General features: G+C 68.4%; 22 protein-coding genes. 2 read left to right on the plus strand and 20 right to left on the minus strand.

Going from position 1 to position 23526, the window contains the following annotated elements:
* Window positions 1–34: 34 nt before the first annotated feature.
* From INQ41_RS09610 to INQ41_RS09625, 4 genes are all read right to left on the minus strand, one after another.
* Window positions 35–553 carry a CYTH domain-containing protein gene (locus INQ41_RS09610; RefSeq protein ID WP_193984000.1) on the minus strand — a complete coding sequence of 173 codons (519 nt, stop codon included), beginning with the start codon at window positions 551–553 and terminating at the stop codon, window positions 35–37.
* 3 nt (window positions 554–556) lie between these two features.
* Entirely contained in the window at window positions 557–1891 is a 1335-nt protein-coding gene (gene rlmD / locus INQ41_RS09615) for a 23S rRNA (uracil(1939)-C(5))-methyltransferase RlmD (protein ID WP_228076566.1), read from the minus strand.
* A gap of 123 nt (window positions 1892–2014) precedes the next feature.
* Window positions 2015–2650, minus strand: a complete 636-nt coding sequence (locus INQ41_RS09620) for a DUF1318 domain-containing protein (protein ID WP_193984002.1) — start codon at window positions 2648–2650, stop codon at window positions 2015–2017.
* Window positions 2651–2694: 44 nt separating this feature from the next.
* Complete coding sequence (locus INQ41_RS09625) at window positions 2695–4710, minus strand: hypothetical protein (RefSeq protein WP_193984003.1); 2016 nt, start codon at window positions 4708–4710, stop codon at window positions 2695–2697.
* 112 nt (window positions 4711–4822) lie between these two features.
* On the opposite strand from INQ41_RS09625, the gene INQ41_RS09630 reads away from it, so the two are divergent.
* The gene (locus INQ41_RS09630) at window positions 4823–5569 is read left to right on the plus strand and encodes a response regulator (protein ID WP_193984004.1); all 747 of its coding nucleotides are present in this window, start codon (window positions 4823–4825) and stop codon (window positions 5567–5569) included.
* Here the strand turns inward: INQ41_RS09630 and recO are convergent.
* The 9 genes from recO to rpoE form a co-directional block, all read right to left on the minus strand.
* Window positions 5566–6300, minus strand: a complete 735-nt coding sequence (gene recO, locus INQ41_RS09635) for a DNA repair protein RecO (protein ID WP_193984005.1) — start codon at window positions 6298–6300, stop codon at window positions 5566–5568. The two genes, INQ41_RS09630 and recO, sit on opposite strands and share 4 nt — an antisense overlap.
* Window positions 6301–6348: 48 nt before the next feature.
* Complete coding sequence (gene era / locus INQ41_RS09640) at window positions 6349–7254, minus strand: GTPase Era (RefSeq protein WP_193984006.1); 906 nt, start codon at window positions 7252–7254, stop codon at window positions 6349–6351.
* 73 nt (window positions 7255–7327) lie between these two features.
* Complete coding sequence (gene rnc / locus INQ41_RS09645) at window positions 7328–8005, minus strand: ribonuclease III (RefSeq protein WP_228076802.1); 678 nt, start codon at window positions 8003–8005, stop codon at window positions 7328–7330.
* Entirely contained in the window at window positions 8001–8381 is a 381-nt protein-coding gene (locus tag INQ41_RS09650) for a DUF4845 domain-containing protein (RefSeq protein ID WP_193984008.1), read from the minus strand. The genes rnc and INQ41_RS09650 overlap by 5 nt, the downstream gene beginning before the upstream one ends.
* A 137-nt stretch (window positions 8382–8518) precedes the next feature.
* A complete protein-coding gene (gene lepB / locus INQ41_RS09655) occupies window positions 8519–9304 on the minus strand; it encodes a signal peptidase I (RefSeq protein ID WP_193984009.1) in 786 nt (261 codons plus the stop codon).
* Window positions 9305–9346: 42 nt separating this feature from the next.
* A complete protein-coding gene (gene lepA / locus INQ41_RS09660; protein ID WP_193984010.1) occupies window positions 9347–11140 on the minus strand; it encodes a translation elongation factor 4 in 1794 nt (597 codons plus the stop codon).
* Window positions 11141–11256: 116 nt separating this feature from the next.
* Window positions 11257–12771 (minus strand): DegQ family serine endoprotease, encoded by a 1515-nt coding sequence (locus INQ41_RS09665; protein WP_193984011.1) that lies wholly within the window; start codon window positions 12769–12771, stop codon window positions 11257–11259.
* A 29-nt stretch (window positions 12772–12800) separates the two neighbouring features.
* Window positions 12801–13793, minus strand: a complete 993-nt coding sequence (locus tag INQ41_RS09670) for a sigma-E factor negative regulatory protein (protein ID WP_193984012.1) — start codon at window positions 13791–13793, stop codon at window positions 12801–12803.
* The gene (gene rpoE, locus INQ41_RS09675; RefSeq protein ID WP_193984013.1) at window positions 13793–14398 is read right to left on the minus strand and encodes an RNA polymerase sigma factor RpoE; all 606 of its coding nucleotides are present in this window, start codon (window positions 14396–14398) and stop codon (window positions 13793–13795) included. Before rpoE ends, INQ41_RS09670 begins: the two co-directional genes overlap by 1 nt.
* A 231-nt stretch (window positions 14399–14629) precedes the next feature.
* Here rpoE and INQ41_RS09680 point away from each other — a divergent pair, with 231 nt between their 5' ends.
* A complete protein-coding gene (locus INQ41_RS09680; protein ID WP_193984014.1) occupies window positions 14630–16705 on the plus strand; it encodes a 3-hydroxyacyl-CoA dehydrogenase NAD-binding domain-containing protein in 2076 nt (691 codons plus the stop codon).
* Window positions 16706–16780: 75 nt separating this feature from the next.
* On the opposite strand, the gene INQ41_RS09685 is transcribed toward INQ41_RS09680, so the two are convergent.
* From INQ41_RS09685 to fabF, 7 genes are all read right to left on the minus strand, one after another.
* The gene (locus INQ41_RS09685) at window positions 16781–17134 is read right to left on the minus strand and encodes a PilZ domain-containing protein (protein ID WP_193984015.1); all 354 of its coding nucleotides are present in this window, start codon (window positions 17132–17134) and stop codon (window positions 16781–16783) included.
* A gap of 4 nt (window positions 17135–17138) precedes the next feature.
* Window positions 17139–18179, minus strand: a complete 1041-nt coding sequence (locus INQ41_RS09690) for a DNA polymerase III subunit delta' (protein ID WP_193984016.1) — start codon at window positions 18177–18179, stop codon at window positions 17139–17141.
* Window positions 18176–18814: a dTMP kinase gene (tmk, locus tag INQ41_RS09695; protein ID WP_228076567.1), complete on the minus strand. Its 639-nt coding sequence runs from the start codon at window positions 18812–18814 to the stop codon at window positions 18176–18178. Before tmk ends, INQ41_RS09690 begins: the two co-directional genes overlap by 4 nt.
* Entirely contained in the window at window positions 18811–19893 is a 1083-nt protein-coding gene (gene mltG, locus INQ41_RS09700) for an endolytic transglycosylase MltG (RefSeq protein WP_193984017.1), read from the minus strand. Before mltG ends, tmk begins: the two co-directional genes overlap by 4 nt.
* Window positions 19890–20786 carry an aminodeoxychorismate lyase gene (pabC, locus tag INQ41_RS09705; protein WP_193984018.1) on the minus strand — a complete coding sequence of 299 codons (897 nt, stop codon included), beginning with the start codon at window positions 20784–20786 and terminating at the stop codon, window positions 19890–19892. The genes mltG and pabC overlap by 4 nt, the downstream gene beginning before the upstream one ends.
* Window positions 20787–20790: 4 nt before the next feature.
* Window positions 20791–22209, minus strand: coding sequence for an aminodeoxychorismate synthase component I (locus INQ41_RS09710; RefSeq protein WP_193987319.1), 1419 nt, complete (start codon window positions 22207–22209; stop codon window positions 20791–20793).
* A 62-nt stretch (window positions 22210–22271) separates the two neighbouring features.
* Entirely contained in the window at window positions 22272–23525 is a 1254-nt protein-coding gene (gene fabF / locus INQ41_RS09715) for a beta-ketoacyl-ACP synthase II (protein WP_193984019.1), read from the minus strand.
* Window position 23526 lies beyond the last annotated feature (1 nt).

A 23526-nucleotide genomic window follows, 5' to 3' on the forward strand; every position in this document is an offset into this window, starting at 1 on the left:
AGCGGTAGGCGGCTCGCGCCGGGTGTCATGCGGATCATGGCGCAGCCATCCCCGCGCGTTGCTGCGCGGACCACTGCGAGAACGGGTGCGAGGCCAGGGCCAGGTTGTAGTAGCGCGACTCGTCGGTCACCTCGACCCCCAGCCAATCGGGCCGCTGGAAGGACTCGTCCGCGTCGGCCAGTTCGATCTCGGCGACCACGAGACCGGCGTTGTCGCCAAGAAACTCGTCCACTTCCCACAGGTGCCCGCCGACCTTCACCAGGTGGCGGCGCTTGTCGACCAGGCCGCCAACCGAGAGTGCCAGCAGCGCGCGCGCATCGGCCACCGGGATCGGGTACTCGAATTCCTGACGGGTGTGCCCCAGCTCGCGCGATTTGAGATTCAGGTGCGCGGCGTCGCCGGCGATGCGCACGCGCACCGAGGCCTTCATCGCGCCGGTGTCCATCGCCGCCAGGTCATTGAGATAGCCCTGCGCCATGGGCACGACCTCGTGCGCAGCCGCGCGCCAGCCATCGCCGGTGACCAGGAATTTGCGTTCGATCTCGATCGCCATGGCTCAGGCCTTCTCGAACATCGCAATGGACTCCACGTGGGCGGTCTGCGGGAACATGTCCATCACTCCCGCCACCTGCAGCTTCCAGCCACGCGCGGCCAGCAACGCGGTGTCGCGCGCCAGCGAGGCCGGATGGCAGCTGACGTAGACGATGCGCTGGAACTGGTCCAGCGGCAGGTGCTCAAGCACGAACGCCGCACCCGAGCGCGGCGGATCCAGCAGCAGCTTGTCAAAGCGCTGCTCCATCCACGGCTGGCCGGACAGGTCCAGCGACAGGTCGGCGGCGTGGAAACGGGCATTGTCGATGCCATTGCGTTGCGCGTTGTCCCGCGCGCGCTCCACCAGGCCGGCATCACCTTCCACCCCCACCACCTCGCGTACGCGGCGCGCCAGCGGCAGGGTGAAGTTGCCCAGCCCGCAGAACAGGTCGAGCACGCGATCGCCCGGCTGCACGTCCAGCAGGTCCATCGCCAGCTGGATCATGCGTTCGTTGAGCCCCGCGTTGACCTGGATGAAATCAAGCGGACGGAACGCGAACTCGAGGTTCCATTGCGGCATCCGGAACGACAGCGCCGGATCAGGCGGCCACAGGGGATGGACGCTGTCGACACCGCCGGGCTGGAGGAAGATCGCAAAGCCGTGCTGCTGGCCGAAGGCGACCAGCGATGCCTGGTCATCGGTCGACAGCGGCGCCATGTGGCGGATGACCAGCGCCACGCCATTGAACTGCGCGGTGGCATCGCCGGCGATGAACTCGATCTGTGGAATGTCGCTGCGTGCGTGCAGGCTGTCGACCAGCTCGGCCAGTGCCGCGACCTTCGTGCCCACCTCGGGGATGACGGTGTGGCAATGGTGGATCTCGGCGACGAAGCGCGGGTCGGTCTCGCGGAATCCAACCAGCGTTTTCCCCTTCTTCTCCACCCGCCGCACCGATAAGCGGCCTTTGCGTCGATAGCCCCAGGCGGCATCCACCAGCGGCTCGAGCAGTCGGGGCGGCACGATGCCCGCGGCATCGCGCAGGTGATCCAGAAGGACGGCCTGCTTGGCAAGGATCTGGCTGCTGCCGTCGAGGTGCTGCAGCGCGCAGCCACCGCACGTGCCGAAGTGCCCGCACCGCGGCGTCACCCGGTCCGCCGCCGCCTGCAATACCTCAACGGTGCGTGCCTCGTGGACGCCGCGCCGGCGTCCGGTGCGGGTCGCAAGCACGCGCTCGCCGGGCAGCGCGCCCGCCACCAGCATCGTCACGTCACCGGCAAGGCGGGCCACGCCGCGACCGTCGGGAGACAGGGCGTGGATGTCCACTTCAAACGGGGTTTTGTCGAGACGGGCCACTAGCACTGAGGTCAGCCGGGGGCCGCGTATTGTCGCAGATGCCGCGGCGGGCACGGCAGCCGCCACGCGCGCAGCCGCTTGCGCGGGCGATGGAAGCCCCTGCGAGCTGCCGCTCGGCCCGGCGCAGCGTTACTTCTGCTTCCAGCTGCCGCCGCTCTGGTACCACCAGCCGCTGCGGGCGCTTTCCGCCCACTGCTTGGCGAATACCTCACGGATCTGGCCTTCCCACTCCGGGTGCCCATTGGCCACGGCCACTTCGCGATAGACGGCGTTGCGGTCGCGATTGTCCTCGGCCACCGCCTGCTGGATGCTGGCGCGATCCTTCAGCGGCAGCTTGGCCGCGTCGCGGACGACAATGGTGCCGTCGCTGGCGAAGCCCAGTGCACCGGCATCAAAGCCGGCCCGCAGGCTGCTGTTGAAACGCGCCGCCATCCTGGCCTGGATCGCCTGGATGGCCGGGGTCTTGATGCTGATGTCCGGCGACTGCGCGCGGGCGCTGCCGATCCCCACCACCGCGTACAGGTCGACCCGCGAGGCCAGTTGGCGCAGGGACGAGGTGCTCCCATCGATCATCGCTGACGGACCGCCGTCCTTTTTGTCGCCCGACTCGTCCGCGGGCGGCGTCGAGCTGGCCTCGTCACCGATGACCTTGTCGACAAACTCCCGCGCCGCTTCGCGTGCTTCGGCAGCGGGAAAGTAGACGTTGATGGTTACGCATGCCGTGACCAGCACGGCGGCAACCGGAATTCCCATCAAACGGCGCATGTAAGTCTCCTGGGGGGCACCCGAAATTATGAGCCGACGGTACGCTAGTCGACCACCGCTTTCACCTCTCCCTTGCCGACCGCGGCCAGCCGCTCGACCAGGGTCGGCCAGTCGACCCTGCGATTGAAACCCAGCACGGTCAAGCGCGGCACGCCCGAGCCTTCCACGAGCACGAAGCCATCGCCGGCCGGTGCAAGGCCTTGCATGGTGCAGACCTCGTTGGCCAGCTTGCAGCCGATACCCAGCCGCGAGTAGCCGAAATCATCGAAAAAGCCGATCAACTGCGATTGCAGCGAGTTCACGAACGACGCGTTGCCCACGCTGGTCAGGTCCTGCACTGCGCGCTGGCTGATGCGCTGGCGTACGCCGCGGTGGCAGTCGGTGACCAGCCAGGCGTCGAAGGCGACCGCTTCCCAGCCCACCAGCCGCAGCTCGGCGACGCGGCCATCGAGCTTGCCGCTGATGCTGCCAAAATCGAACGCGCCGGTGAGCGCGGTCAGGTCGATGTCGTCAAACACGATGTCGGCAGACAGGGTCGGCAGCACGCCAAACGGACGCTCCATCGACAGCGCCGACACGCCGACCCGGCCGCCGAACAGCTGCATCTCCAGGCCACCGTCCAGGATCAGCTGTTCGTCGCGGTAGTGGGCGTCGGGAATGCTGCCGCTCAGGGTGCCGGCAAAGGCTGGCCAGTCCAGCGCTTCGGACAACCGGGACACGTCCAGCTCCTCCAGCGCGACGCCAAAACGCAGCACGGCGCCGCCGGCGTCCAGTGGTGGACGCATCAGCAGATGGTTGAGCAGAACCTTTCCGCCGAGCAGCGGCACGGCCACGGCCTCGCGCAGCTGCACGTTGCCGCCCTCGCTACGGAACGGCAGGAGGGCGGCGCCGAGCGCCATGCCGTGCAAGGTACCGCCACTCCACTGCAGCGCGCTGTTGACCGCAGCGCCCGAGGACAGCGCGACGTCCCCTTCCAGGCCGGCGAACGAGAAACGCTCGTCCGCATCCACCAGATTCACGCCCGCCAGGTGCAGGTCGGCATCGGCCAGCTGGCCGCCGCGCATCCGCACGGAGCCGTTGGCAGCGCCGGTGAACGTCATCTCCCCCAGCCCGGCCATCCCCAGCCAACCGCTGAGGTAACCGTCGCGCAGCGACGCCAGATCCGGCGCGCGCACGCGCAGGTCCAGCGCGTCGAGGTCATTGCCCGCATCCAGCCCCGCGCTGCCTTCCACGGTGAGGATGCCGGGGTCATTCCAGTACAGCTCCGGCAGCTTCCAGCCTTCGCCGTCGTGGTGCTCGGCGCCGACGCGCAGATCGATCCGGCGTTGCTCCAGCGCCAGGTAGGTGGTCCCCCACAGCAGCTCACCGCCATCCAGCCGGCCCTCCAAGCGGATCAGATCGGCATCACCCAAAAGCGCATCGACGTTGACCGTTGCATCAAGATCGGCCGCGGCGATGCTGCCGTCTTCGGTATCCAGGCCAGCGCCATGAAGGGCCACCGGGCCGCTGATCCGCAGCGGCTGATTGTCGACGGCGCGCACGGTCAGGCGCGCATCACCCGTGCCGGTACCGATCACCGCCGCCGGCCACGCCTGCGACAACAGCGCCTGGGTCCAGACCAGCGGAATGCGGGTCAGGTCGATCCGGGTCGCATCCGGGTTCGCGGCCTCGCGATGCACACCAATCCGGCTCGCACCGCTCGCCAGCTGCCCATCGATATCCATCGCGTCGACCGCAATCGACAGCTGCATCGGCGCGGCATTGCCGCTGCGGACCTCGCCGTCGCACGCCCATGCCTGGGAATCCTTGCGCTGCAGCCGGCAGCGCCAGTCCAGGTTGTCGAAGCGATAGCCCAGCGAGGGCGAATCGATCCGCCTGGCGCGCAGCCGCAATTCACCGTGCGATGCGCCGGCAGGCCAGAACAATCGGATGCTCACCTCGTCGAGCTTCGCGATCGCCGAATCGATGCGCTCGATCTGTGCGGTCAGCGTACGCGCCTGCGCCTGGCCAAAGACCAGCGTGAGCACGAGCGCCAGCAACAACAGTGCCTGCACACCCATCCCGCGGTCGCGCGCACGCTGTCGGGCGCCGCCGTTCGACAGGGGCGATGGCGGCGGCGATAGTAGCGGCCCAAGCATCGTTGCAGCATACCCAGCGGAGCCAGCGATTCCGATGAACGATCCACGCGGACTGCCCCGAATCCTGCTGGTGGAGGATGAGCCGACGAGTGCGGCCTTCCTGGCTGCGGCCGCGCGCGCGACTCCGGCACACGTCGATATCGCCCCCGATCTGGCGACGGCGCTGGTGCTGGCAAGCCGGAACACCTACGAGTTGTGGATGTTCGACGCCACCCTGCCCGACGGCAGCGGCAGTGATCTCCTGCAACGGCTGCGGGAGGATCGTCCGGGCGTACCGGCGATTGCCCACACCGCCAGCGACGATGCCGCGCAACTCGCCGCACTGGCCGGTGCCGGCTTCATCGAGGTGCTGCGCAAGCCGCTGCCAACGGCGGAAGTGCAGGCCGCGGTGCGTCGCGCGCTGCACCTTCCGGCGCACGCCGCCGTCACTGATCCCCGCACCGCGGAGACAACGGTGCCGATGTGGGACGATCGCGCTGCCGCGGCCGCGCTGAACGGCAATGACGAGCACGTCGCCATCCTGCGCGGCCTGTTTCTGGACGAGCTGCCGCAGGCCTGCGAGCGCATTGCAGCGGCCGTCCGGGCCGACAATGTCGAGACGGTGGGCGCGGAACTGCACCGCCTGCGCGCCAGTTGCGGTTTCGTCGGCGCCGCCCGGCTCGCCGTGCTGGTGAAGCGCTTGCAAGGTGAGCCGTCCAGTCCGGAGTTGCTGGAGCGCTTCGTTGACGCCGCGCGCGGCGCCCTGTCACAACCGCCCGGGAGCGCCGCACGCGTCAGCTAGTCGGGCGCCGGTGCGCGGCTGGGCATGCCCGCAAGCATTTCCCATGACTTGAGTCCGCGCGGCCCCAGATGGTGGGCGAGCACGGTGCGCAGGACCCGGCGGAGCCCGGGCAGGTCCTCCGCATCGGGCACGCCGTCGCTCGCCAGGCACAGCAGACCCCGCCCGGACGCCGCCCGGCTGCGATCACCATGGCCCCGGTCGCTCAGCACCCGCTGCGGTCCCTGTTCCGGATCGACCCGATAGCGCGCGGCCGGATCGATCGGATCGCCCTCGCCGTCCTGGCTCCAGTCAAACCCCACACCCAGGCCTTCCAGCAGGTCGCGCTCGAAGCGGCGCAGGGTCCAGGCCAGCGGCGCCTCGGCACGCAGGCGTTCGCGGGTCACCGCGTAGGCAACGAACAGGTCCGGCTGGGGTTCGCCACGCGGCGTCAGCCGCAGGGTCAGCTCGTTGATGTAGAAGCCGGCCAGCATCGCGTCGCCGATCAGGCGTGGCGCCGCATCCAGCGCCTCCGCCGATCGCAATTGGGCCAGCTCGCCCTGTTGCACGGCATCGAGACGGATCGACTGCAAGGGCTGCAGCGCGGCACGCAGCGGGTGGCGCTTCGCCCCGCGTACACCGCGGGCGACGAGGCCGATACGGCCGTGGTTCGCGCTGAGCACCTCGACCAGCAGGCTGGTTTCGCGCCAGGCCCGCGCATGCAGCACGAAGGCAGGCTCGTCACTCAGGCGCATCGACGCCGTCCCCGCGCCGCGTGGCCGTTGCGGCCGCGGCGCAGCGGGCTATTCGTGGTACCCGAAGGCGCGCAGCGCAGCTTCATCGTCCGACCAACCCTCGCGGACCTTGACCCAGGTTTCCAGGAACACCTTGGACCCGAACAGCTGCTCCATCTGGACCCGTGCGCGCGCGCCGATTTCGCGCAGGCGCTCGCCGCCCTTGCCGATCACGATCGCCTTCTGGCCTTCGCGCTCGACCCAGATCACCGCGCCGATCCGCAGCAGCTTGCCGTCCACGATGAAGCGCTCGATCTCGACCGTGGTCGCGTACGGGAGCTCGTCGCCCAGTTGCCGCATCAGCTGTTCACGGACCATCTCGCCGGCGAGGAAGCGCTGGCTCTTGTCGGTGATCTCGTCTTCTTCGTAGATCGCGGCCTGCTCGGGCATGAGGCCGAGCAGCTGCTTGACCAGCGCCTCCAGCCCCTTGCGCTTGAGCGCGGAGACCGGGTGCACGCCGGCGAAATCGCGCCCCTCGGACACCTTCGCCAGATACGGCAGCAGCTCGGTCTTGTCCTTCAGGCGATCGACCTGGTTGACCACCAGGACCACCGGCACGCCGGCGTGGTGCAGCGCCTGATAGGCGAACGTGTCCGCGTCCTCCCACTTGCCGGCACGGACGACCAGCATCGCCGCGTCCACGCCTTCCAGCGCCCCGCGCGCGGCCCGGTTCATCCAGCGGTGCATGGCGGTCGCGGTCGACTTGCCCTGGTCCTGGTGCAGTCCCGGGGTATCGACCAGCAACAGCTGCCCGTCGGGGAATGACGCGATGCCGAGCAGGCGGTGGCGGGTGGTCTGCGGCCGCGAGGAGACGATGCTCACCTTGGCGCCGACCAGCGCGTTGGTCAGGGTGGACTTGCCGACGTTGGGCCGGCCGATGACGGCGACGTGGCCGCTGCGGTGCGTAGGGTTCATCGGGTGATTGTAGTGGCTGGCGGCGGAACCGCGGGCAACGGCGATGCTTTGAACCGTGATCGTCTGACCGCGCCTATTGGACGCCGATTGCAGCGAGCGCCGACTCCGCCGCGACCTGCTCGGCCGCACGGCGCGAATGGCCCTCGCCTTCGGTCACCAGCGCCGGGCTGCCCAGTGTGCAGATCACCCGGAACACCTTGGCGTGCTCCTCGCCTGTCTCGGCGACCAGCTCGTACACCGGCAAGGGCTTCTGGCGGCCCTGCAGCCACTCCTGCAGGCGGGTCTTGGCGTCCTTGCCGACCTTGTGCGGCGGCGGCAGCGCGGCCATGGGCTCGGCAAACCACGGCACCACCACCGCGCGGCAGGCTTCGAAGCCGGCGTCCAGGTAGATCGCCGCGATCACCGCCTCCAGCGCATCGGCAAGGATCGAGTCGCGACGATGGCCGCCGGTCTTCATCTCGCCCGGCCCCATCGTCAGGCGCTCGCCCAGTGCCAGGGCGCGGGCAACGCTCGCCAGCGAGGATTCCCTCACCAGCTCGGCGCGGCCGCGGGTCAACGCACCTTCGTCAGCGCCCGGCCAGTGCCGGTAGAGCGCCTCGGCGATGAACAGGTTGACCAGTCCGTCGCCGAGGAACTCCAGGCGCTCGTTGTGCGGCGATCCCGCACTGCGATGGGTCAGCGCCCGGGCCAGCAGCGCAGGCTCGGCAAACGTGTGGCCGATGAGGTCCTTCACCGGCGCGCGACGCTCAATACCCGGCACCACCGCGACGCAGTTCCTTCTCGGTGCTGAAATTGCCGACCACATCGAGATTGGCGATCAGCGGCTTGCGCACCTCGTAATCGACCGTGACCAGGTAGCCCGCATCCTTGCGCACGACCTTGATGTCGGACGGCTTGACGTTCTCGGAGTAGTTGATGTTCATGCGGCGGAAGAACATGTCCTTGATCCGCGCGGGCGTCTCATCGACCACGCCCGGCTCCTTGGCGATGCCTTCCAGCGACTGCTTGACCGCGTAGTACTCGGTGTACATCGGGATGACCTTCATGCCCATGTAGATGAACACCCCGGCCACGCCGAGCACGATGATGAAACCGACCAAGGTGATGCCGCTTTGCGTACGTTTCATGTCGAATTGCTCCCCAGTGATTTGTCCAGCGCGCACCATCTATGGCACGCGCAAACCCGCTTGATGCAGCCGCCCGCCCCTCGGCTACTGCCCAGCCGCTGCCCCGCAGCCGCGCGCATCAGCCGTACGTCCCCTTGCTAGCGAATCCGCTCGCCGACCCGGGAGAAGTCCACCCCGCCGTCGAAATTCATCCAGATCAGGAACGCCTTGCCGCGCAGGTTCTCCTCCGGCAGGGTGCCCCAGTAGCGGCTGTCCTCGCTGTTGTCGCGATTGTCCCCCATCACGAAATACTGCCCTTCCGGCACCGTCCACTCGCCCTCGGCCGGATCGCGGAACGGCAGACCCGTACGCTCCAGCACCAGGTGCGTGCGATCCCCTATCTGCTCGCGCAACTCCGTCGCGCCGGTCATCTCCGAACCATTCCGGCGTCCCTCGTACTGCCCGATCTCTTCATACACCATCGGCGTGCCGTTGACGAAGACCTGGTTGTCGCGATAGCCGATGCGGTCGCCTGGCAGGCCCATCACGCGCTTGATCCAGTCCTGGTCGGGATGGTGCGGCGGGCGGAACACGACCACGTCACCACGCTGCGGCTCGCCGATGCCAACCACCTTCTTGTTGCTGATCGGCAGGCGCAGGCCGTAGGAGAACTTGTTGACCAGGATGAAGTCGCCGGTCAGCAGGGTCGGCATCATCGAATTGGACGGAATCCGGAACGGCTCGGCGATGAAGCTGCGCAGCACCAGCACCGCCAGCAGCACCGGGAAAAACGCTTTGGCGTAGTCCACGTACCACGGCTCGCTGCCGTCATCGAGCAGGCCGCGATAGTCGGCGCGGCGCCGTGCCAGGACCAGCTTGTCGAGCAGCCAGATCAGCCCGGAGGCGAGGGTAAGCGCCACCAGGGCAATTTCGAACCAACGCATGGTCTTTCCTTCTTGTGTGTCGTTGACGACCGCTGACGGCTGCTACTTGTGGTCCTGCTGCAGGACCGCCAGGAACGCTTCCTGCGGGATTTCCACGTTGCCGACCTGCTTCATGCGTTTCTTGCCGGCCTTCTGTTTCTCGAGCAGCTTTTTCTTGCGCGAAATGTCGCCACCGTAGCACTTGGCCAGCACGTTCTTGCGCATCGCCTTGACCGTGCTGCGCGAGATGATCTGCGAGCCCACCGCGGCCTGGATGGCCACATCGAACATCTGCCGCGGAATGAGCTCGCGCATCTTCTCGCAGATCTCCCGGCCCCGGCGATCGGCATGCGCGCGGTGGGTGATGATGCTCAGCGCGTCCACCTTGTCGCCGTTGATCAGGGTGTCGACGCGAACGAAGGGGCCGGCCTGGAAGCGCACGAAGTGGTAATCGAGCGAGGCATAACCGCGCGAGACCGACTTGAGGCGGTCGAAGAAATCGAGCACCACCTCGCTCATCGGCAGCTCATAGCTGACCTGGACTTGACTGCCCATGTAGGTGATCCCGATCTGGTTGCCGCGTTTTTCCTCGCACAGGGTGATCACGTTGCCTACGTAATCGGGCGGCGTGAGGATGTTGGCGCGGATGACCGGCTCGCGAATCTCCTCGGTCAGGTTGGCCGGCGGCAGCTTGGCCGGGTTGTCCAGGGAGAGCACTTCGCCGTCGGTGCGCAGTACCTCGTAGACCACCGTGGGCGCGGTGCTGATCAGGTTGAGGTTGTACTCGCGCTCCAGCCGCTCCTGCACGATTTCCATGTGCAGCATGCCCAGGAAGCCGCAACGGAAACCAAAGCCCATCGCCTCGGAGGATTCGGGCTCGAAGCGCAGCGCGGCGTCGTTCAGGCGCAGCTTGTCGAGCGCCTCGCGAAGGTCCGGGTAGTCGTCGGCGTCGACCGGGAACAGTCCGGCGAACACGCGCGGTTGCATTTCCTGGAAGCCCGGGAGCGGCGACGGCGCAGGATCGGCCAGCAGGGTCAGCGTGTCGCCGACCGGCGCGCCATGGACGTCCTTGATGCTGGCGTTGATCCAGCCCACCTCGCCCGCGCGCAGGATCGGCATGTCCTTGCGCTTGGGAGTGAACACGCCGACCTTGTCGACCAGGTGCCAGCGGCCGGTCGACATCACCAGGATCTTGTCGCCCGGCTTGATCTCGCCCTGCATCACCCGCACCAGGGAGACGACGCCCAGGTAATTGTCGAACCACGAATCGATGATCAGCGCCTGCAGCTTGTCGGTATCGCGCGGTTTGGGCGGCGGGATGCGGGTGACGATCGCCTCCAGCACTTCCTCCACGTTGAGGCCGGTCTTGGCGCTGATCGCCACCGCGTCGCTGGCGTCGATGCCGATGACCGCCTCGATCTCTTCCTTGGCGCGCTCCACATCGGCCGTCGGCAGGTCGATCTTGTTGATCACCGGAATCACTTCCAGGCCCTGCTCGACCGCGGTGTAGCAGTTGGCCACGGACTGCGCCTCCACGCCCTGGGCGGCATCCACCACCAGCAAAGCGCCTTCGCAGGCGGCCAGCGAGCGGCTGACCTCGTAGCTGAAGTCGACGTGGCCGGGCGTGTCGATGAAATTGAGGTGGTAGGTCTTGCCGTCGCGCGCGGTGTAGGGCACCGATACCGACTGCGACTTGATGGTGATGCCGCGCTCGCGCTCGATCGGATTGTTGTCCAAGACCTGCGCCTCCATCTCGCGCGCCGTCAGGCCACCGCACATCTGGATGAGCCGGTCGGCCAGGGTCGACTTGCCGTGATCGACGTGGGCAATGATGGAGAAGTTGCGAATCAGGTGCATGCGGTCGGCGATGGGCCCGGGGCCAGTTGGGTCAACACGCGATTATCGCATAAGCGCTACCGCCCTCCCCGGCTATGAGGCCGGAGGGGCGGGGCACGCGGGGCAGCAATGCGGACTCAGCGCTTGGGCACGGTGACCGCGATGAACTGCGAGCTGCCACCACGCTGCACGAGCAGCATCACGGTGTCGCCGGGCTTGGCTGTCGACAGCCTGCGGTCCAGTTCCGCCGGGCTGCCGACGCTGTCACGCCCGACGGCCACCACGACGTCGCCCGGGCGCAGGCCGGCCTCGCGTGCGGCATCGGACTCCACCTGCGCCAGCAGGACGCCTTCATCATCGCCCAGGTCCATCTGGCGGCGCTGTGCCGGGGCCAGGTCGCGGCCGGTCAGGCCCAGCGCGTTCGAACCCGGCACCTGCTTGGCAGGCGCGCCCGGACTGCTGTTGCGCGGCGTGGCCGCAGCCGCCGACTCGTCGCCGCCGATCACCACGTTGATCGAGCGCAGCTTGCCGTTGCGGAAGACCTCCAGTTGCGCCTTGCTGCCCGGCGCCAGCGCGCCGACGATCGGCGGCAGATCGCTGACGTCTTTGATGGCGATGCCGTTGAATGAGCGGATCACGTCCATGCGCTCGATCCCGGCTTTTTCGGCCGCGCTGCCGGGCTGGACACTGGCCACCATCGCGCCCTGGTTGTCGGGCAGGCCGATCGCCCTGGCGGTCTCGCTGGTCATCGGCTGCAGGTTGACGCCCAGCATGCCGCGGCTGACCTTGCCGGTGGTCTTGATCTGCTCGACCGCGCTCATCGCCAGATCGATCGGAATGGCGAAGCTGACGCCCATGAAACCGCCGGAGTTGGAGAAGATCTGCGAGTTGATGCCGACCACCTCGCCGGAGGTGTTGAGCAGCGGGCCGCCGGAGTTGCCGCGGTTGATCGCCACGTCGGTCTGGATGAACGGAACGTACTGCTGGCCCGAATAGGGGTTGGAGCGGCCAACCGCGCTGACGATGCCGGCAGTGACCGAATGATCCAGGCCGAACGGCGAGCCGATCGCCACCACCCACTGCCCCGGCTCCACCGAGGTGGATCTGCCAGCGCGCAACCAGCGCAGGCCGTCGGCCTTGATCTTGAGCACGGCCACGTCGTACTGCTCATCGCTGCCGACGACTTCGGCCTCGAATTCGCGCCGGTCCGACAACGTGACGGTGACCTTGTCGGCGCCGTCGATGACGTGGAAGTTGGTCAGCACATAGCCGTCATCGGAGATGACAAAGCCACTGCCCAGCGAGGTGCCGCCCCGCTGCGGGCCGGCACCGCCGGGCGCACCGGGCATCGGCATGCCGAAGTGGCGGAACAGTTCCTCAAAGCCGTCAGGCAACTGTGGGCCGCCGCCGCGGGTCCTGCGCGGAGTGGTCTCCGCACTGATGTTCACCACCGCCGGCCCGACCTGCTTCACCAGCTGGCTGAAGTCCGGCAGACCGGTGACGATCGGCGTCGCCGCCGGAGGGGTCACCGCCTGGGCAGCCACCGGCACCGCGGCAGGGGCCGGAACCGGGCTCTGTTGCGCGGTGCACGCGAGCGGCAGGGTGGCGGCAAGCGCGCCAAGCAGGACGATCGAGCGAAGCGGATGGGGCATGGGTTCGGCCTCGTGGTACGGAACGGGGATCAGTGACGGATGACGGTGCCGGCAGGTTCGGGCAGCGCATGCGTACCCGGCGGCGCCAGCTCGCGCTCGCCGCGCAAGGGTTCATGACGCAAGGTGGACGGCTCGAAGGGATAGAAGGAAATCGGCGCGACGCCGGCGTCGCCGGGGTGGAAGCCGACCGTCATCCCGGCGCTGGCCGGATAGCCGGCAACCGCAGCGCGCGGCCATGGTTTGGTTGCAATGGCGTCGGCCATGAACGGACGCGCGCGGGCGTCGCCGGTCGCTGCCGCCGGGCCGGATGTCGTCGCATCCGCGTTGGCCAGCGCGGTCGTGGGATTGTCCAGCACTGGCTCGGTACGCGAGCCGGCCACGGGGCGCGCGGCCAGGCGCTGGCGTCGCTCGCCGCGGCGTGGCGTATCACGCGTGCTCGAGGCGACCGCCGCAGCGGCCAGTGTCGCCGCCGCGGCGCCGTTCCGGATCGCGCTGCCGTCGTCCGGCGCTGCGTCCTGAGACGCGATGCCGGTCCCGGCGGTCAACGCAGCGGCAGGACCATCCGATGGCGCACCTGACGTGGTGGAGACGATTTCCCGCCCGGACGGCGCTCCTGCCGACGGGTCCTCACCGTCCAGCATCGGTCGGGCAACGAACAGGGCCGCGATGGCGACGGAGGCCGCCAGTGCGCCGCCGACCCAGCGCGGCTTGTGGCGGACAGCGACGCGCCGCGGCGGGAACGGCGACAACGGAGCGTGCTGCTGCTCCTGCGCGACGGCCGCCATGACGCGATCGGCAAACCCGGTCGGCGCCGGGGCGACGCCGTCACCGCGCAGCACATCGCCGGCCAACTGCCAGCGACCGCACGCCTCGCGCCAGGCAGCGTCCTGACCGAGCCGCTTCAACGCAAATCGTGTCTCGTCGGGTCCGAGCTGGCCATCGAACAGAGCGCTCAGCTCCCCGGCCCTGGCATCCCTGTGGTTGTTGGACATCAGCGTGTTCGATATCAGCGTGTTCGACATCAGTGTTTCCGCTCCTGGGAATCGGGTACGGCGTCAAGCAAGGGGCGCAGCTCCTGATCAATTGCCTCGCGTGCGCGGAAAATCCGCGAGCGCACGGTGCCGATCGGGCACCCCATTTTTTCGGCGATCTCTTCGTAGCTCAGCCCGTCGACCTCGCGCAGGGAAATGGCTTCCCGCAACTCCGTCGGCAACCCTTCGACCACGCGAAGCACCAGTTGTTCCACCTGCTGGCGCATCAGTTCACGTTCCGGGGTGTCGTTGTCGCGCAGGCGGATCGCGGAATCGAACTGCTCGGCGTCGTCGACATCGATGTCTGCACTCGGTGGGCGGCGCTTCTGCGCGACCAAGTGGTTCTTGGCGGTGTTCACTGCAATCCGGTGCAACCATGTATAGAACTGCGCGTCTCCGCGAAAGTTGGGCAACGCCCGGTAGGCGCGCATGAACGCGTCCTGCGCCAGGTCCTGGCATTCGCTCCAGTCGGCGATGTAGCGACCGATCAGCGCAACGATGCGGTGCTGGTACTTGCGTACCAGGGCATCGAATGCGGTGCTGTCGCCCTGCTGCACACGCCTGACCAGTTCCTGGTCCAAATCATTCTCGGCCATACCGCGCGCCGGCACTCCTGGTCAGCTCGGCCTTGGCCGAACAATGGGACAACCCTTTCGGGGAGAAAGTTCCTTTGTCTACCGTTGGGGCGCCGCGGCCCACCTGCAAGCGCGCCCCGTCGCCATCGGTTGCCCGTGTGTCGGGGCGGCGCCACCGCACGCCCATTTGACGCCGGTGAAACAACCTCGGGATGATAGCTGCCTGTTCCATACTTCAATGGATGGTGCCTGATGGCTCCCCCGACCACTCCCCTGCCCGGCTTTGACGGGTTGCGCAGCCAGCACTGGCTTGCGCAGATGCGCGATGACGGCGTCCTCGTCCTGTCCCTGGATCGTGCCGGGGAGAGCGTCAACGCCCTGTCCCAGGATGTCCTGATCGAACTCGACGCCCTGGTGGAACGCATCCAGATCGACCCGCCCAGGGGGGTGGTGTTCCGCTCGGCCAAGGAGACCGGATTCATCGCCGGCGCCGACATCAAGGAGTTCCAGGGATTCGACCAGAAGGGAACGGTCGCCGGCGCCCTGAAGCGCGGACAGCAGGTGTTCCAGCGGGTCGCCGCGTTGCCCTGCCCGACCGTTGCGGCCATCCACGGCTTCTGCATGGGCGGTGGCACGGAGCTCGCGCTGGCCTGCGACTACCGCGTCGCCAGCAACGATCCCTCGACCCGGATCGGTCTGCCCGAGGTGCAACTGGGCATCTATCCGGGCTGGGGTGGCAGCGTGCGCCTGCCACGCCTGATCGGAGCACCGGCGGCGATGGACATGATGCTGACCGGCCGCGCGGTGCGGGCCTCGGCGGCGCGCGCCAGCGGCCTGGTCGACAGGACCGTGGACAAGGCCATGCTGGTGGACGCCGCGGCGTCGATGGCGCTGAAGGGCCACCAGCGCCCACTGCGCCAGCGTTTTCTCGGCTGGGCGACCAACACCTGGCCGGCGCGCCAGGTGATCGCGCCGATGACGCTGAAGCAGGTCGCGCGCAAGGCGCCCAAGGACCACTACCCCGCGCCCTACTCGCTGGTGGCGACGTGGAAGGGCACCGGCGGCAGCCTGGACAAGCAACTGGCCGCCGAGCGCAGATCGGTGTCGAAGCTTGCCTCAACCCCGACCGCGCGCAACCTGATCCGGGTGTTCTTCCTGCAGGAACGCCTGAAGAACACCGGCGGCAAGCAGCACGGCATCAGCCACGTGCACGTGATCGGCGCCGGCGTCATGGGCGGCGACATCGCCGCCTGGTCGGCCTACAAGGGCTTCCAGGTCACCTTGAACGACCGCGAGCAGCGTTACATCGACGCGGCGATGACCCGCGCCGGCACGCTGTTCGCCAAGCGTGTTCGCGACGATGCCAAACGACCGGAAGTCGCCGCGCGCTTGAAGGGCGATCTCGCCGGTGACGGCGCCGCCAAGGCCGACCTGGTGATCGAGGCGATCATCGAGGACGCCGACGCAAAACGCGCCTTGTATGCGGACATCGAGCCACGGATGAAGGCCGACGCGCTGCTGACCAGCAACACGTCCTCCATCCCGCTGGACGAACTGCGCGACGGACTGGCGCACCAGTCGCGTTTTGCCGGCCTGCATTATTTCAATCCGGTCGCCGCGATGCCGCTGGTGGAGATCGTCCAGCACGCCGGTATCGACGAGGCGACCCGCCAGCGCCTGGCCGCGTTCTGCAAGGCGATCGGCAAACTGCCGGTGCCCGTCGCCGGTACCCCGGGGTTCCTGGTCAACCGGGTCCTGTTCCCCTACATGCTCGAAGCGGTGACGGCGTTCTCGGAAGGCATTCCCGGCGTGGCCATCGACAAGGCGGCGGTGCGCTTCGGCATGCCGATGGGCCCGATCGAACTGGTCGATACCGTCGGCCTGGATGTTGCGGCCGGTGTGGGCGCGGAGTTGTCACCCTTCCTCGGCCTCACCGTGCCGGCAGCGCTGGCGGAACAGGCCGAGCCGGGCAAGCGCGGCAAGAAGGACGGCCAGGGCCTGTACAAGTGGGAGGAAGGCAAGCCGGTCAAACCCGACGCGCCGGAGAACTACAAGGCGCCTGAGGATCTTGCCGACCGCCTGATCCTGCCGATGCTCAACGAGGCGGTCGCCTGTCTGCACGATGGCGTGGTGGCCGATGCCGACCTGCTGGATGCGGGGGTGATCTTCGGCACGGGCTTCGCCCCGTTCCGTGGTGGCCCGATCCAGTACATCCGCGAGACCGGGGTGGAGTCGGTGCTGGAGCGGCTGCGCCAACTCCAGTCCCGACACGGCGACCGCTTCGCGCCACGGCCGGGCTGGGACGCCGCGGCGCTTCGCCAGGGCTGACGGAACGTCGGGCCGCGGGGCCGGTCGCAGCGCGCACCGGATTCGCGGGCGGCGCGCAACCTCCGCCGGCAAAACCTACATCGTGTGGGTGGCGCGCTCGGCGTCAAGCGTGCCGGCAAGCAGCGCCTCGATCTTGCCCTTGACCGTCTCGCCCTCGGCGCCTTCGCTGAACTGGATGCCGATGCCGGCCGGGCGGCTGCCCTGCGCACCGGCCGGCGTCACCCAGATGACCTTGCCCGCGACCGGCATGCGCTCGCCCGACTCGGGCAGCGTCAGCAGCAGGAACACCTCGTCGCCGAGGAAGTAGCGGTTGGGCGTGGCCACGAATATGCCGCCGTGTCGGATGTAGGGCATGTAGGCGTTGTAGAGCCCCGCCTTGTCCTTCAGGGCCAATGACACAATGCCCTGACGGGCTCCCGATGCACTCATGCTGCTAACCCCTTGATTGTCCAGCGGTTCGGCGTGATTCGCCGGCGCGCCATGCCCGCAACAGCTCCACCAGCACCAGGTCCGAGCGGACCGTGGTACGCATCAGTTCGCGCGCCCGGTTGGCCCGCTCGAACCACTCGGTGAGACTGCGGGTACGGGCCGGATCGGTCAAGTCGCTGGCGGTACGCGCCACCGCCAGATCCGCGGCGAACTGCAGGCGCAGGTCCGCGTTGGCGTCCGCGGCCCAGCGCTGCGCGGTTTCCACCACGCCGGCCTCGCCGGTGGCCACGCGCTCCAGGTCCGTCGCCACCTGCCGGCGCAGTGCCAACGCATCGCTCTGCAACCATTCGGTGGCCAGTCCGGGATGCCCGCGTGCGGCATCCAAGGCTTCCTCGGCCAGCGCGGCCGGGCGCCCCGAATCCTGCAGCCAGGCCAACGCCTCGGCGCGCGGCGGCATGCGGAATTCGATGCGCTGGCAGCGGCTGCGGATGGTCGCCGACAGGCGCGAGGGATGCGCGCTGACCAGCCACAGATAGCGGCCCGCGACCGGCTCCTCGAGCGTTTTCAGCAGGGCGTTGGCACCGGCGTGGTTGATCGCATCGGCCGGATCGATGATGGCGATCTTGGTCTGCCCGTACTGGGCGCTGAGCGTCATCTGTTCGGACAGGCGGCGGATCTGCTCGATCACGATCTCCGTACGCGGCTTGGGCGGGCGCGCCTTGTCGTTGATCGCGAAGCTGACCTGCAGCAGGTCCGGATGGCCACTGCGACCTTGCGGAAACGCCAGCGATCCATCCGGGCGGGTCTCGACCGGATCGGCCTGGCTTCGCGAGGCGAACATCCGGCAACTGCGGCACGCGCCGCAAGCCCCGCCTTCCGCCGTCCGCTCGGTGCACAGGAGGCGGTTGGCCAGGCGCTCGGCGACGGCCAGCTTGCCCAGCCGCGCCGGACCACAGAACAACAGAGCGTGCCCGAGTCGTCCGCTGTCCAGCGCCAGCGCGGTGCGGTCATGCACGCGCTGCTGCCAGGGCGAAAAACCGGTCACAGCAGGGTCTCCCGATAGGCCAGCAAATGGGCCACGGCCTCGCCTGCCACGACCGTTGCCGGCCGGCTGGCGTCGATCACCCGGAACCGCGAGCGCTCCGCGTCGGCGCGCGCCAGGTAGGCACGCCGCACCGTATCGAAGAACCCATGGGCCTCGGACTCGATCCGGTCCGCCGTACCGCGCCCGCGCACACGCTGCAGGCCGGTCTCGACCGGCACGTCCAGCAGCAGGGTCATGCCCGGCACGATGCCGACCACGCGCCGTTCCAGTTCGGCGATGAAGTCGCGGTCACCGCCGCGCGCCGCGCCCTGGTAGGCGTAGCTGGCATCGGTGAAACGATCGCTGATCACCCAGCTACCGGACGCAAGCGCGGGCAGGATGGTTCCGCGCACGTGCTGGGCCCTGCCGGCAAACATCAGCAGCAGCTCGGTTTCAGGCGTGGGCGGCTCATGGCCGGGCGACAGCAGCAGGTCGCGAATCTGCTCGGCCAGCGGCGTGCCGCCGGGCTCGCGGGTACAGACGACCGACTCCCCGGCCGATTCCAGCGTCTCGCGCAATTGCGCCAATACGGTCGATTTGCCCGCGCCTTCACCGCCTTCCAGGGTGATCAGGCGGGGCTGCAGCTGCAGAGTCACCTGGACTCCCCGGCGCGATCCATCCCGCTTACCCGCTGCCGGTAGTTCTGCAGGTACTTGCGCACGTTGGCCTGATGCTCGGCAAGCGTGCGGGCGAACAGGTGGCGCCCGCTGCCATCGCCCACGGCGACGAAATACAGCGAATCGCCCGGGGCCGGATTGGCGACCGCCTGCAAGGCACCGACACCCGGCATCGCGATCGGCGTGGGTGGCAGACCGTCGCGGGTGTAGGTGTTGTACGGCGTATCGGTGGTCAGGTGCACGCGGCGGATGTTGCCGTCGTAGTCCTCGCCGATGCCGTAGATAACGGTCGGGTCGGTCTGCAGCCGCATGCCGATTTTCAGGCGGCGCTCGAACAGGCCGGCGATCTGCGGACGCTCTTCGGCGACCGCCGATTCTTTCTCCACGATCGACGCCATCACCAGCATCTCGTAGGGCGTCTTGAGCTTCGTGTCGGGATCGCGCGCCTCCCAGGCCGCAGCCAGGGCGCGCTCCATGTCGGCGTAGGCGCGGCGCAGCACGTCCAGATCACTGTCGCCGCGGCCGTAGACGTAGGTCTCAGGCAGGAAGCGTCCCTCCGGATGCTCGTCGGGATGGCCGAGCGCTTCCATCAATTCCCCGGCGGTCATGCCTGCCGTCTTCTGCACGAGCGGGTTGGCACGCGCCAGCGCCGCACGCATCTCGCGGGTGTTCCAGCCTTCCACCAGGGTGAAGCGGTAGCGGATGGTGTCGCCCTGGCGCATGGCCATCAGCAACTGGCGCGGCGTGGTTCCCGGCTCCAGCGCGTACTCGCCCACGTGCAGGCGCGACGCGGCCTCCAGCTGGCGGCCGAGCAACTGCCACTCGTAGGTCTCCCCACCCGTCACGCCCGCTGCGCGCAGGCGGTCGATCACGCGCGGCAGCGAGTCACCGCGCTCCACCGTGATGCTGCCGCCCGCCTCCAAGCCTCCCAGCGGGCCGTCAGCGAAGGCCTGGTAGCGTTGCCAGCCAAGCGCCCCCACGGCGAGCGCGGCCACCAGCGCCGCAAGCAGAAGGAACAGCACCAGTACGCCGGAGCGGCGCTTGCGGGGATGACTCACGACAACTCCATCGGACCGGGTCCGCTTGGCGGCAGGGAAAACGCGGGGTGGGCAGAGGCCAGCGCGCGGCGGAGGGCCGACAGGGCCGGGTGCGGCGCCCAGGACCGATCGCCCAGCCGGCCGACCTGAAGGATACCGCGCACCGCGTTGACAAGGACCACCGCGTTGGCGGATTCAACCTGCTCCACCGAGACCCGTCGCTGCTCGACCGCAACCTGTTCGAGCAGCCACGCGCGCATGGTGCCTTCCACGCCGCAGCGATCGATCAGCGGCGTGCTCCACCGGTCGCCGTGCAGCACGAAGACGTTGGCGGCGGTGGCGCAGACCACATCACCGTCCGTGCTGCGCATCAGGCCTTCGCTGGCCGCGCCGTCACTGTCGCCGTCGACTTCGCCAGACCCCACTTCGGCGCGGGCCAGGATCTGCTCAAGCCGGTTGCAGTGCTTGATGCCGGCCAGCGCGGGCTGCAACGACAGACGGGTCCGGCACCACCTCACCGTTACAGGCGCGGCCGCCGGTGGGGCCAAGGGGTGTCGCGACAGGATCCAGACCGGCTCGGCATGCGGCGGAGGCATATATCCGCGCCCGCCACTGCCACGTGTCAGCAACAGCTTCACCACCCCATCGCCGCCGGCCAGCAACTGCTCGGCCTCAGCCCTCGCGAGTGCTTCGGGCGGCAACGACAGCTGCAGGCGCTCGGAGCCATTTCGCAGCCGTTGCCAGTGCCGCTCCCACCAAGGCAGCACGCCGCCCGCGCCGCGCACCGTCTCGAAGAGGCCGTCGCCGTAGGCCAACCCGCGGTTGTCGATGGGCACGTGATGGATACGCGTTGCACCTCGAAAGATCCGGGCGGAGGCGGTCTCTGCGTCGATTACGGCATCCGTTGCGGCCATGTGCTCAGTCTCCGCTCGCCGGACCCACCGTCACCGGCCCGTCGGCGACACCCAGCGCACGCAGCATTCCGCGCGCTTTGGCCCGGGTCTCTTCCAGCTCAAGCCCCGGGTCGGAGTCGGCGACGATGCCCGCTCCGGTGCGGAAGCGCACCTCTCTGCCTTCCACCTCCGCGCTGCGGATCAGGATGTTCAGGTCGAGGTCGCCGTCGCGGTTGAGCCATCCCATCGCACCGGTATAGCTGCCGCGACCCTCGCCTTCCAGCTCGGCGATGATCTGCATGCAGCGTACCTTCGGGCAGCCGGTGATGGTGCCGCCCGGAAACGTCGCGCGGATCACCTCGCCCGGCGTGACGGCGGCACGCAACCGACCGCGCACGTTGCTCACGATGTGATGCACGTGGGCGTAGCTTTCCACCGTCATCAGTTCATCGACCTCGACGCTGCCGGGCTCGCACACGCGTCCCAGGTCGTTGCGCTCCAGGTCGATCAGCATGATGTGCTCGGCGCGCTCCTTGGGGTTGCCGACCAGCTCGCTGATGCGCACGGCATCATCCTGCCCGGCGATGCGCGGCCGGGTTCCAGCGATCGGCCGGCTTTGCAGCACATCGCCACGCACGGACACCAAGCGCTCCGGCGAGGCGCTGACCACTGCCCAGGCCGCTCGGTTCGTTCCGGGCTCGGCCCCAACATCGGCTGGCCCGGCAAACAGGCCGGCGAACGGGGCCGGGTTGTGCTGCCGCAAGCGCTGGAACAGCGCGGACGGCTCGACCGGCCGTGCGAAACCCGCGGTCCAGCGGCGCGAGATATTGGCTTGGAAGACATCGCCGGCGGCGAGGTATTCGAGCACCCGCGCGGTCGCATCCAGATAGCGGGACGGAGCGTCTTCAAGCACCGTCGCCGGCATCTCCCAGTCCGGCAGCGGCGGCAGTTGCGCCACTCGGGCGAAGTCCGCTGCAAGGTCGTCCAGAAGCTCCACTGCGCCCGGTTCAGCGATGGCGATGCATTCCCCCGTCACGTGATCGCGCAGTACGGCCGCCGGGCACCGCACTGCCCGGGCGACCGGGACGGCCCCGGGAGCAACCGGGAGCTCAAGCACCGGCTCGATCTCGCCGGCGAGCTCGTAGCCGAGCAGCAACGCCCAGCCGCCGCGGAATGGCCACGGGTATTCGGTTTGTCCCAGGCGTGCCTGCTGCCACGCCGCATCCAGCACGTCGAGGAAGTCGGAACCGATCGCCTGTCCGGTCTGGTCGCGTACGACGCCGTCGCGATCCAGCTGGAAGGCCTCGCCACTGGAAATCAGCAGGATGTCCCAGCGACCCTGCGCGGTGCCGGCGGCACTGGATTCCAGCAGCAGCGGGTAGCGCGCCGGGTCGAGCCGGTGCAGGGAAAGCAGGTCGATATCGGGCGGCAGCGCGCGGGTCAGCCGCGCATCGGCCAAGCCATCACCCGCGCATGCCGGTTGCAGCGCCAAGACGCGGGACCTGCTCAGAGCCGCTTGAACACCAGGGTGCCGTTGGTCCCGCCAAAGCCGAAGCCGTTGGACATGGCGACGTCGATCTTCGCCTCACGCGCCACGTTGGGCACGTAGTCCAGGTCGCAACCCTCGCCGGGCTCATCCAGGTTGATGGTCGGCGGAATGACGCCGGTCTGCAGCGCCATCACCGAGAAGATCGCTTCCGCGCCGCCCGCCGCGCCCAGCAAGTGTCCGGTCATTGATTTGGTCGAGCTGACCATCGTCTTGTAGGCGTGGTCGCCGAAGGCACGCTTGACCGCCCGCGTCTCGGCCAGGTCACCCAGCGGCGTGGAGGTGCCGTGCGCGTTGAGGTAACCCACCTGCTCCGGCGTGACCCCGGCATCGCTCATCGCCGCGGTCATGCAGCGGGCCGGACCGTCGCCGTCCTCGCTGGGCGCGGTCATGTGGAACGCATCGGAGGTGGCGCCGAATCCCGCCAGCTCGCAATAGATGCGGGCGCCGCGCGCCCTGGCGTGCTCGTATTCCTCCAGCATCAGGATGCCGGCGCCGTCACCGAGCACGAAGCCGTCGCGGTCCTTGTCCCAGGGGCGCGAGGCGCAGGTCGGGTCGTCGTTGCGGGTGGACATCGCCTTCATTGAGCAGAAACCGCCCACTGAAGTCGGCGAGGAGCCACGCTCACCGCCGCCGGCAAGCATGACGTCGGCATCGCCGTACTGGATCATGCGCATCGCCATGCCGATGGAATGGTTGGACGTGGCGCAGGCCGATACCGCCGAGAAGTTCGGGCCCTTGATGCCGGTCAGCAGCGAGACCTGGCCCGGCAGCATGTTGATGATCGTGCTGGGCACGTAGAACGGGGAGATCTTGCGGGCGCCGCCGGCGAGGAACCTGGCGGTCTGCTCCTCGATCCCGAGGATGCCGCCGATGCCCGAACCGATCAGCGCACCAATGCGCTCGGCATTGCCCTCGGTGACCTCCAGGCCGGAGTCCTCCAACGCCATCATCGCCGCGCCCACCCCGTAGTGGATGAAGCTGTCCATCTTCTTGGCATCCTTCGCCGGCACCCAGCGGGTGACGTCGAAGTCGCGGATCTGGCCGGCGATGGTGGTGGTGAAACCGGTGGTGTCGAAATGGGTGATCGGGCCAATGCCCGAGCGGCCATTGACGATGCCGTCCCAGCTGCTGGCAACGTCGTTGCCCAGGGGCGAGACGAGGCCGAGGCCGGTGACAACTACGCGCCTGCTGGAGGCCGGTCGATTGGACATG

The sequence above is a fragment of the Lysobacter ciconiae genome, from assembly GCF_015209725.1.
Lineage (GTDB): Bacteria > Pseudomonadota > Gammaproteobacteria > Xanthomonadales > Xanthomonadaceae > Novilysobacter > Novilysobacter ciconiae.

Bases quoted from the DNA above. Each gene is read 5' to 3' on its own strand.
- era (WP_193984006.1), bottom strand. From the start codon at position 7,254: ATGAACCCTACGCACCGCAGCGGCCACGTCGCCGTCATCGGCCGGCCC.
- INQ41_RS09665 (WP_193984011.1), bottom strand. From the start codon at position 12,771: ATGCCCCATCCGCTTCGCTCGATCGTCCTGCTTGGCGCGCTTGCCGCC.
- rpoE (WP_193984013.1), bottom strand. From the start codon at position 14,398: ATGGCCGAGAATGATTTGGACCAGGAACTGGTCAGGCGTGTGCAGCAG.
- pabC (WP_193984018.1), bottom strand. From the start codon at position 20,786: ATGGCCGCAACGGATGCCGTAATCGACGCAGAGACCGCCTCCGCCCGG.
- lepB (WP_193984009.1), bottom strand. From the start codon at position 9,304: ATGCGTTGGTTCGAAATTGCCCTGGTGGCGCTTACCCTCGCCTCCGGG.
- INQ41_RS09620 (WP_193984002.1), bottom strand. From the start codon at position 2,650: ATGCGCCGTTTGATGGGAATTCCGGTTGCCGCCGTGCTGGTCACGGCA.
- INQ41_RS09625 (WP_193984003.1), bottom strand. From the start codon at position 4,710: ATGGGTGTGCAGGCACTGTTGTTGCTGGCGCTCGTGCTCACGCTGGTC.
- INQ41_RS09650 (WP_193984008.1), bottom strand. From the start codon at position 8,381: ATGAAACGTACGCAAAGCGGCATCACCTTGGTCGGTTTCATCATCGTG.
- INQ41_RS09680 (WP_193984014.1), top strand. From the start codon at position 14,630: ATGGCTCCCCCGACCACTCCCCTGCCCGGCTTTGACGGGTTGCGCAGC.
- INQ41_RS09610 (WP_193984000.1), bottom strand. From the start codon at position 553: ATGGCGATCGAGATCGAACGCAAATTCCTGGTCACCGGCGATGGCTGG.
- recO (WP_193984005.1), bottom strand. From the start codon at position 6,300: ATGCGCCTGAGTGACGAGCCTGCCTTCGTGCTGCATGCGCGGGCCTGG.
- INQ41_RS09670 (WP_193984012.1), bottom strand. From the start codon at position 13,793: ATGTCGAACACGCTGATATCGAACACGCTGATGTCCAACAACCACAGG.
- lepA (WP_193984010.1), bottom strand. From the start codon at position 11,140: ATGCACCTGATTCGCAACTTCTCCATCATTGCCCACGTCGATCACGGC.
- INQ41_RS09630 (WP_193984004.1), top strand. From the start codon at position 4,823: ATGAACGATCCACGCGGACTGCCCCGAATCCTGCTGGTGGAGGATGAG.
- fabF (WP_193984019.1), bottom strand. From the start codon at position 23,525: ATGTCCAATCGACCGGCCTCCAGCAGGCGCGTAGTTGTCACCGGCCTC.
- INQ41_RS09685 (WP_193984015.1), bottom strand. From the start codon at position 17,134: ATGAGTGCATCGGGAGCCCGTCAGGGCATTGTGTCATTGGCCCTGAAG.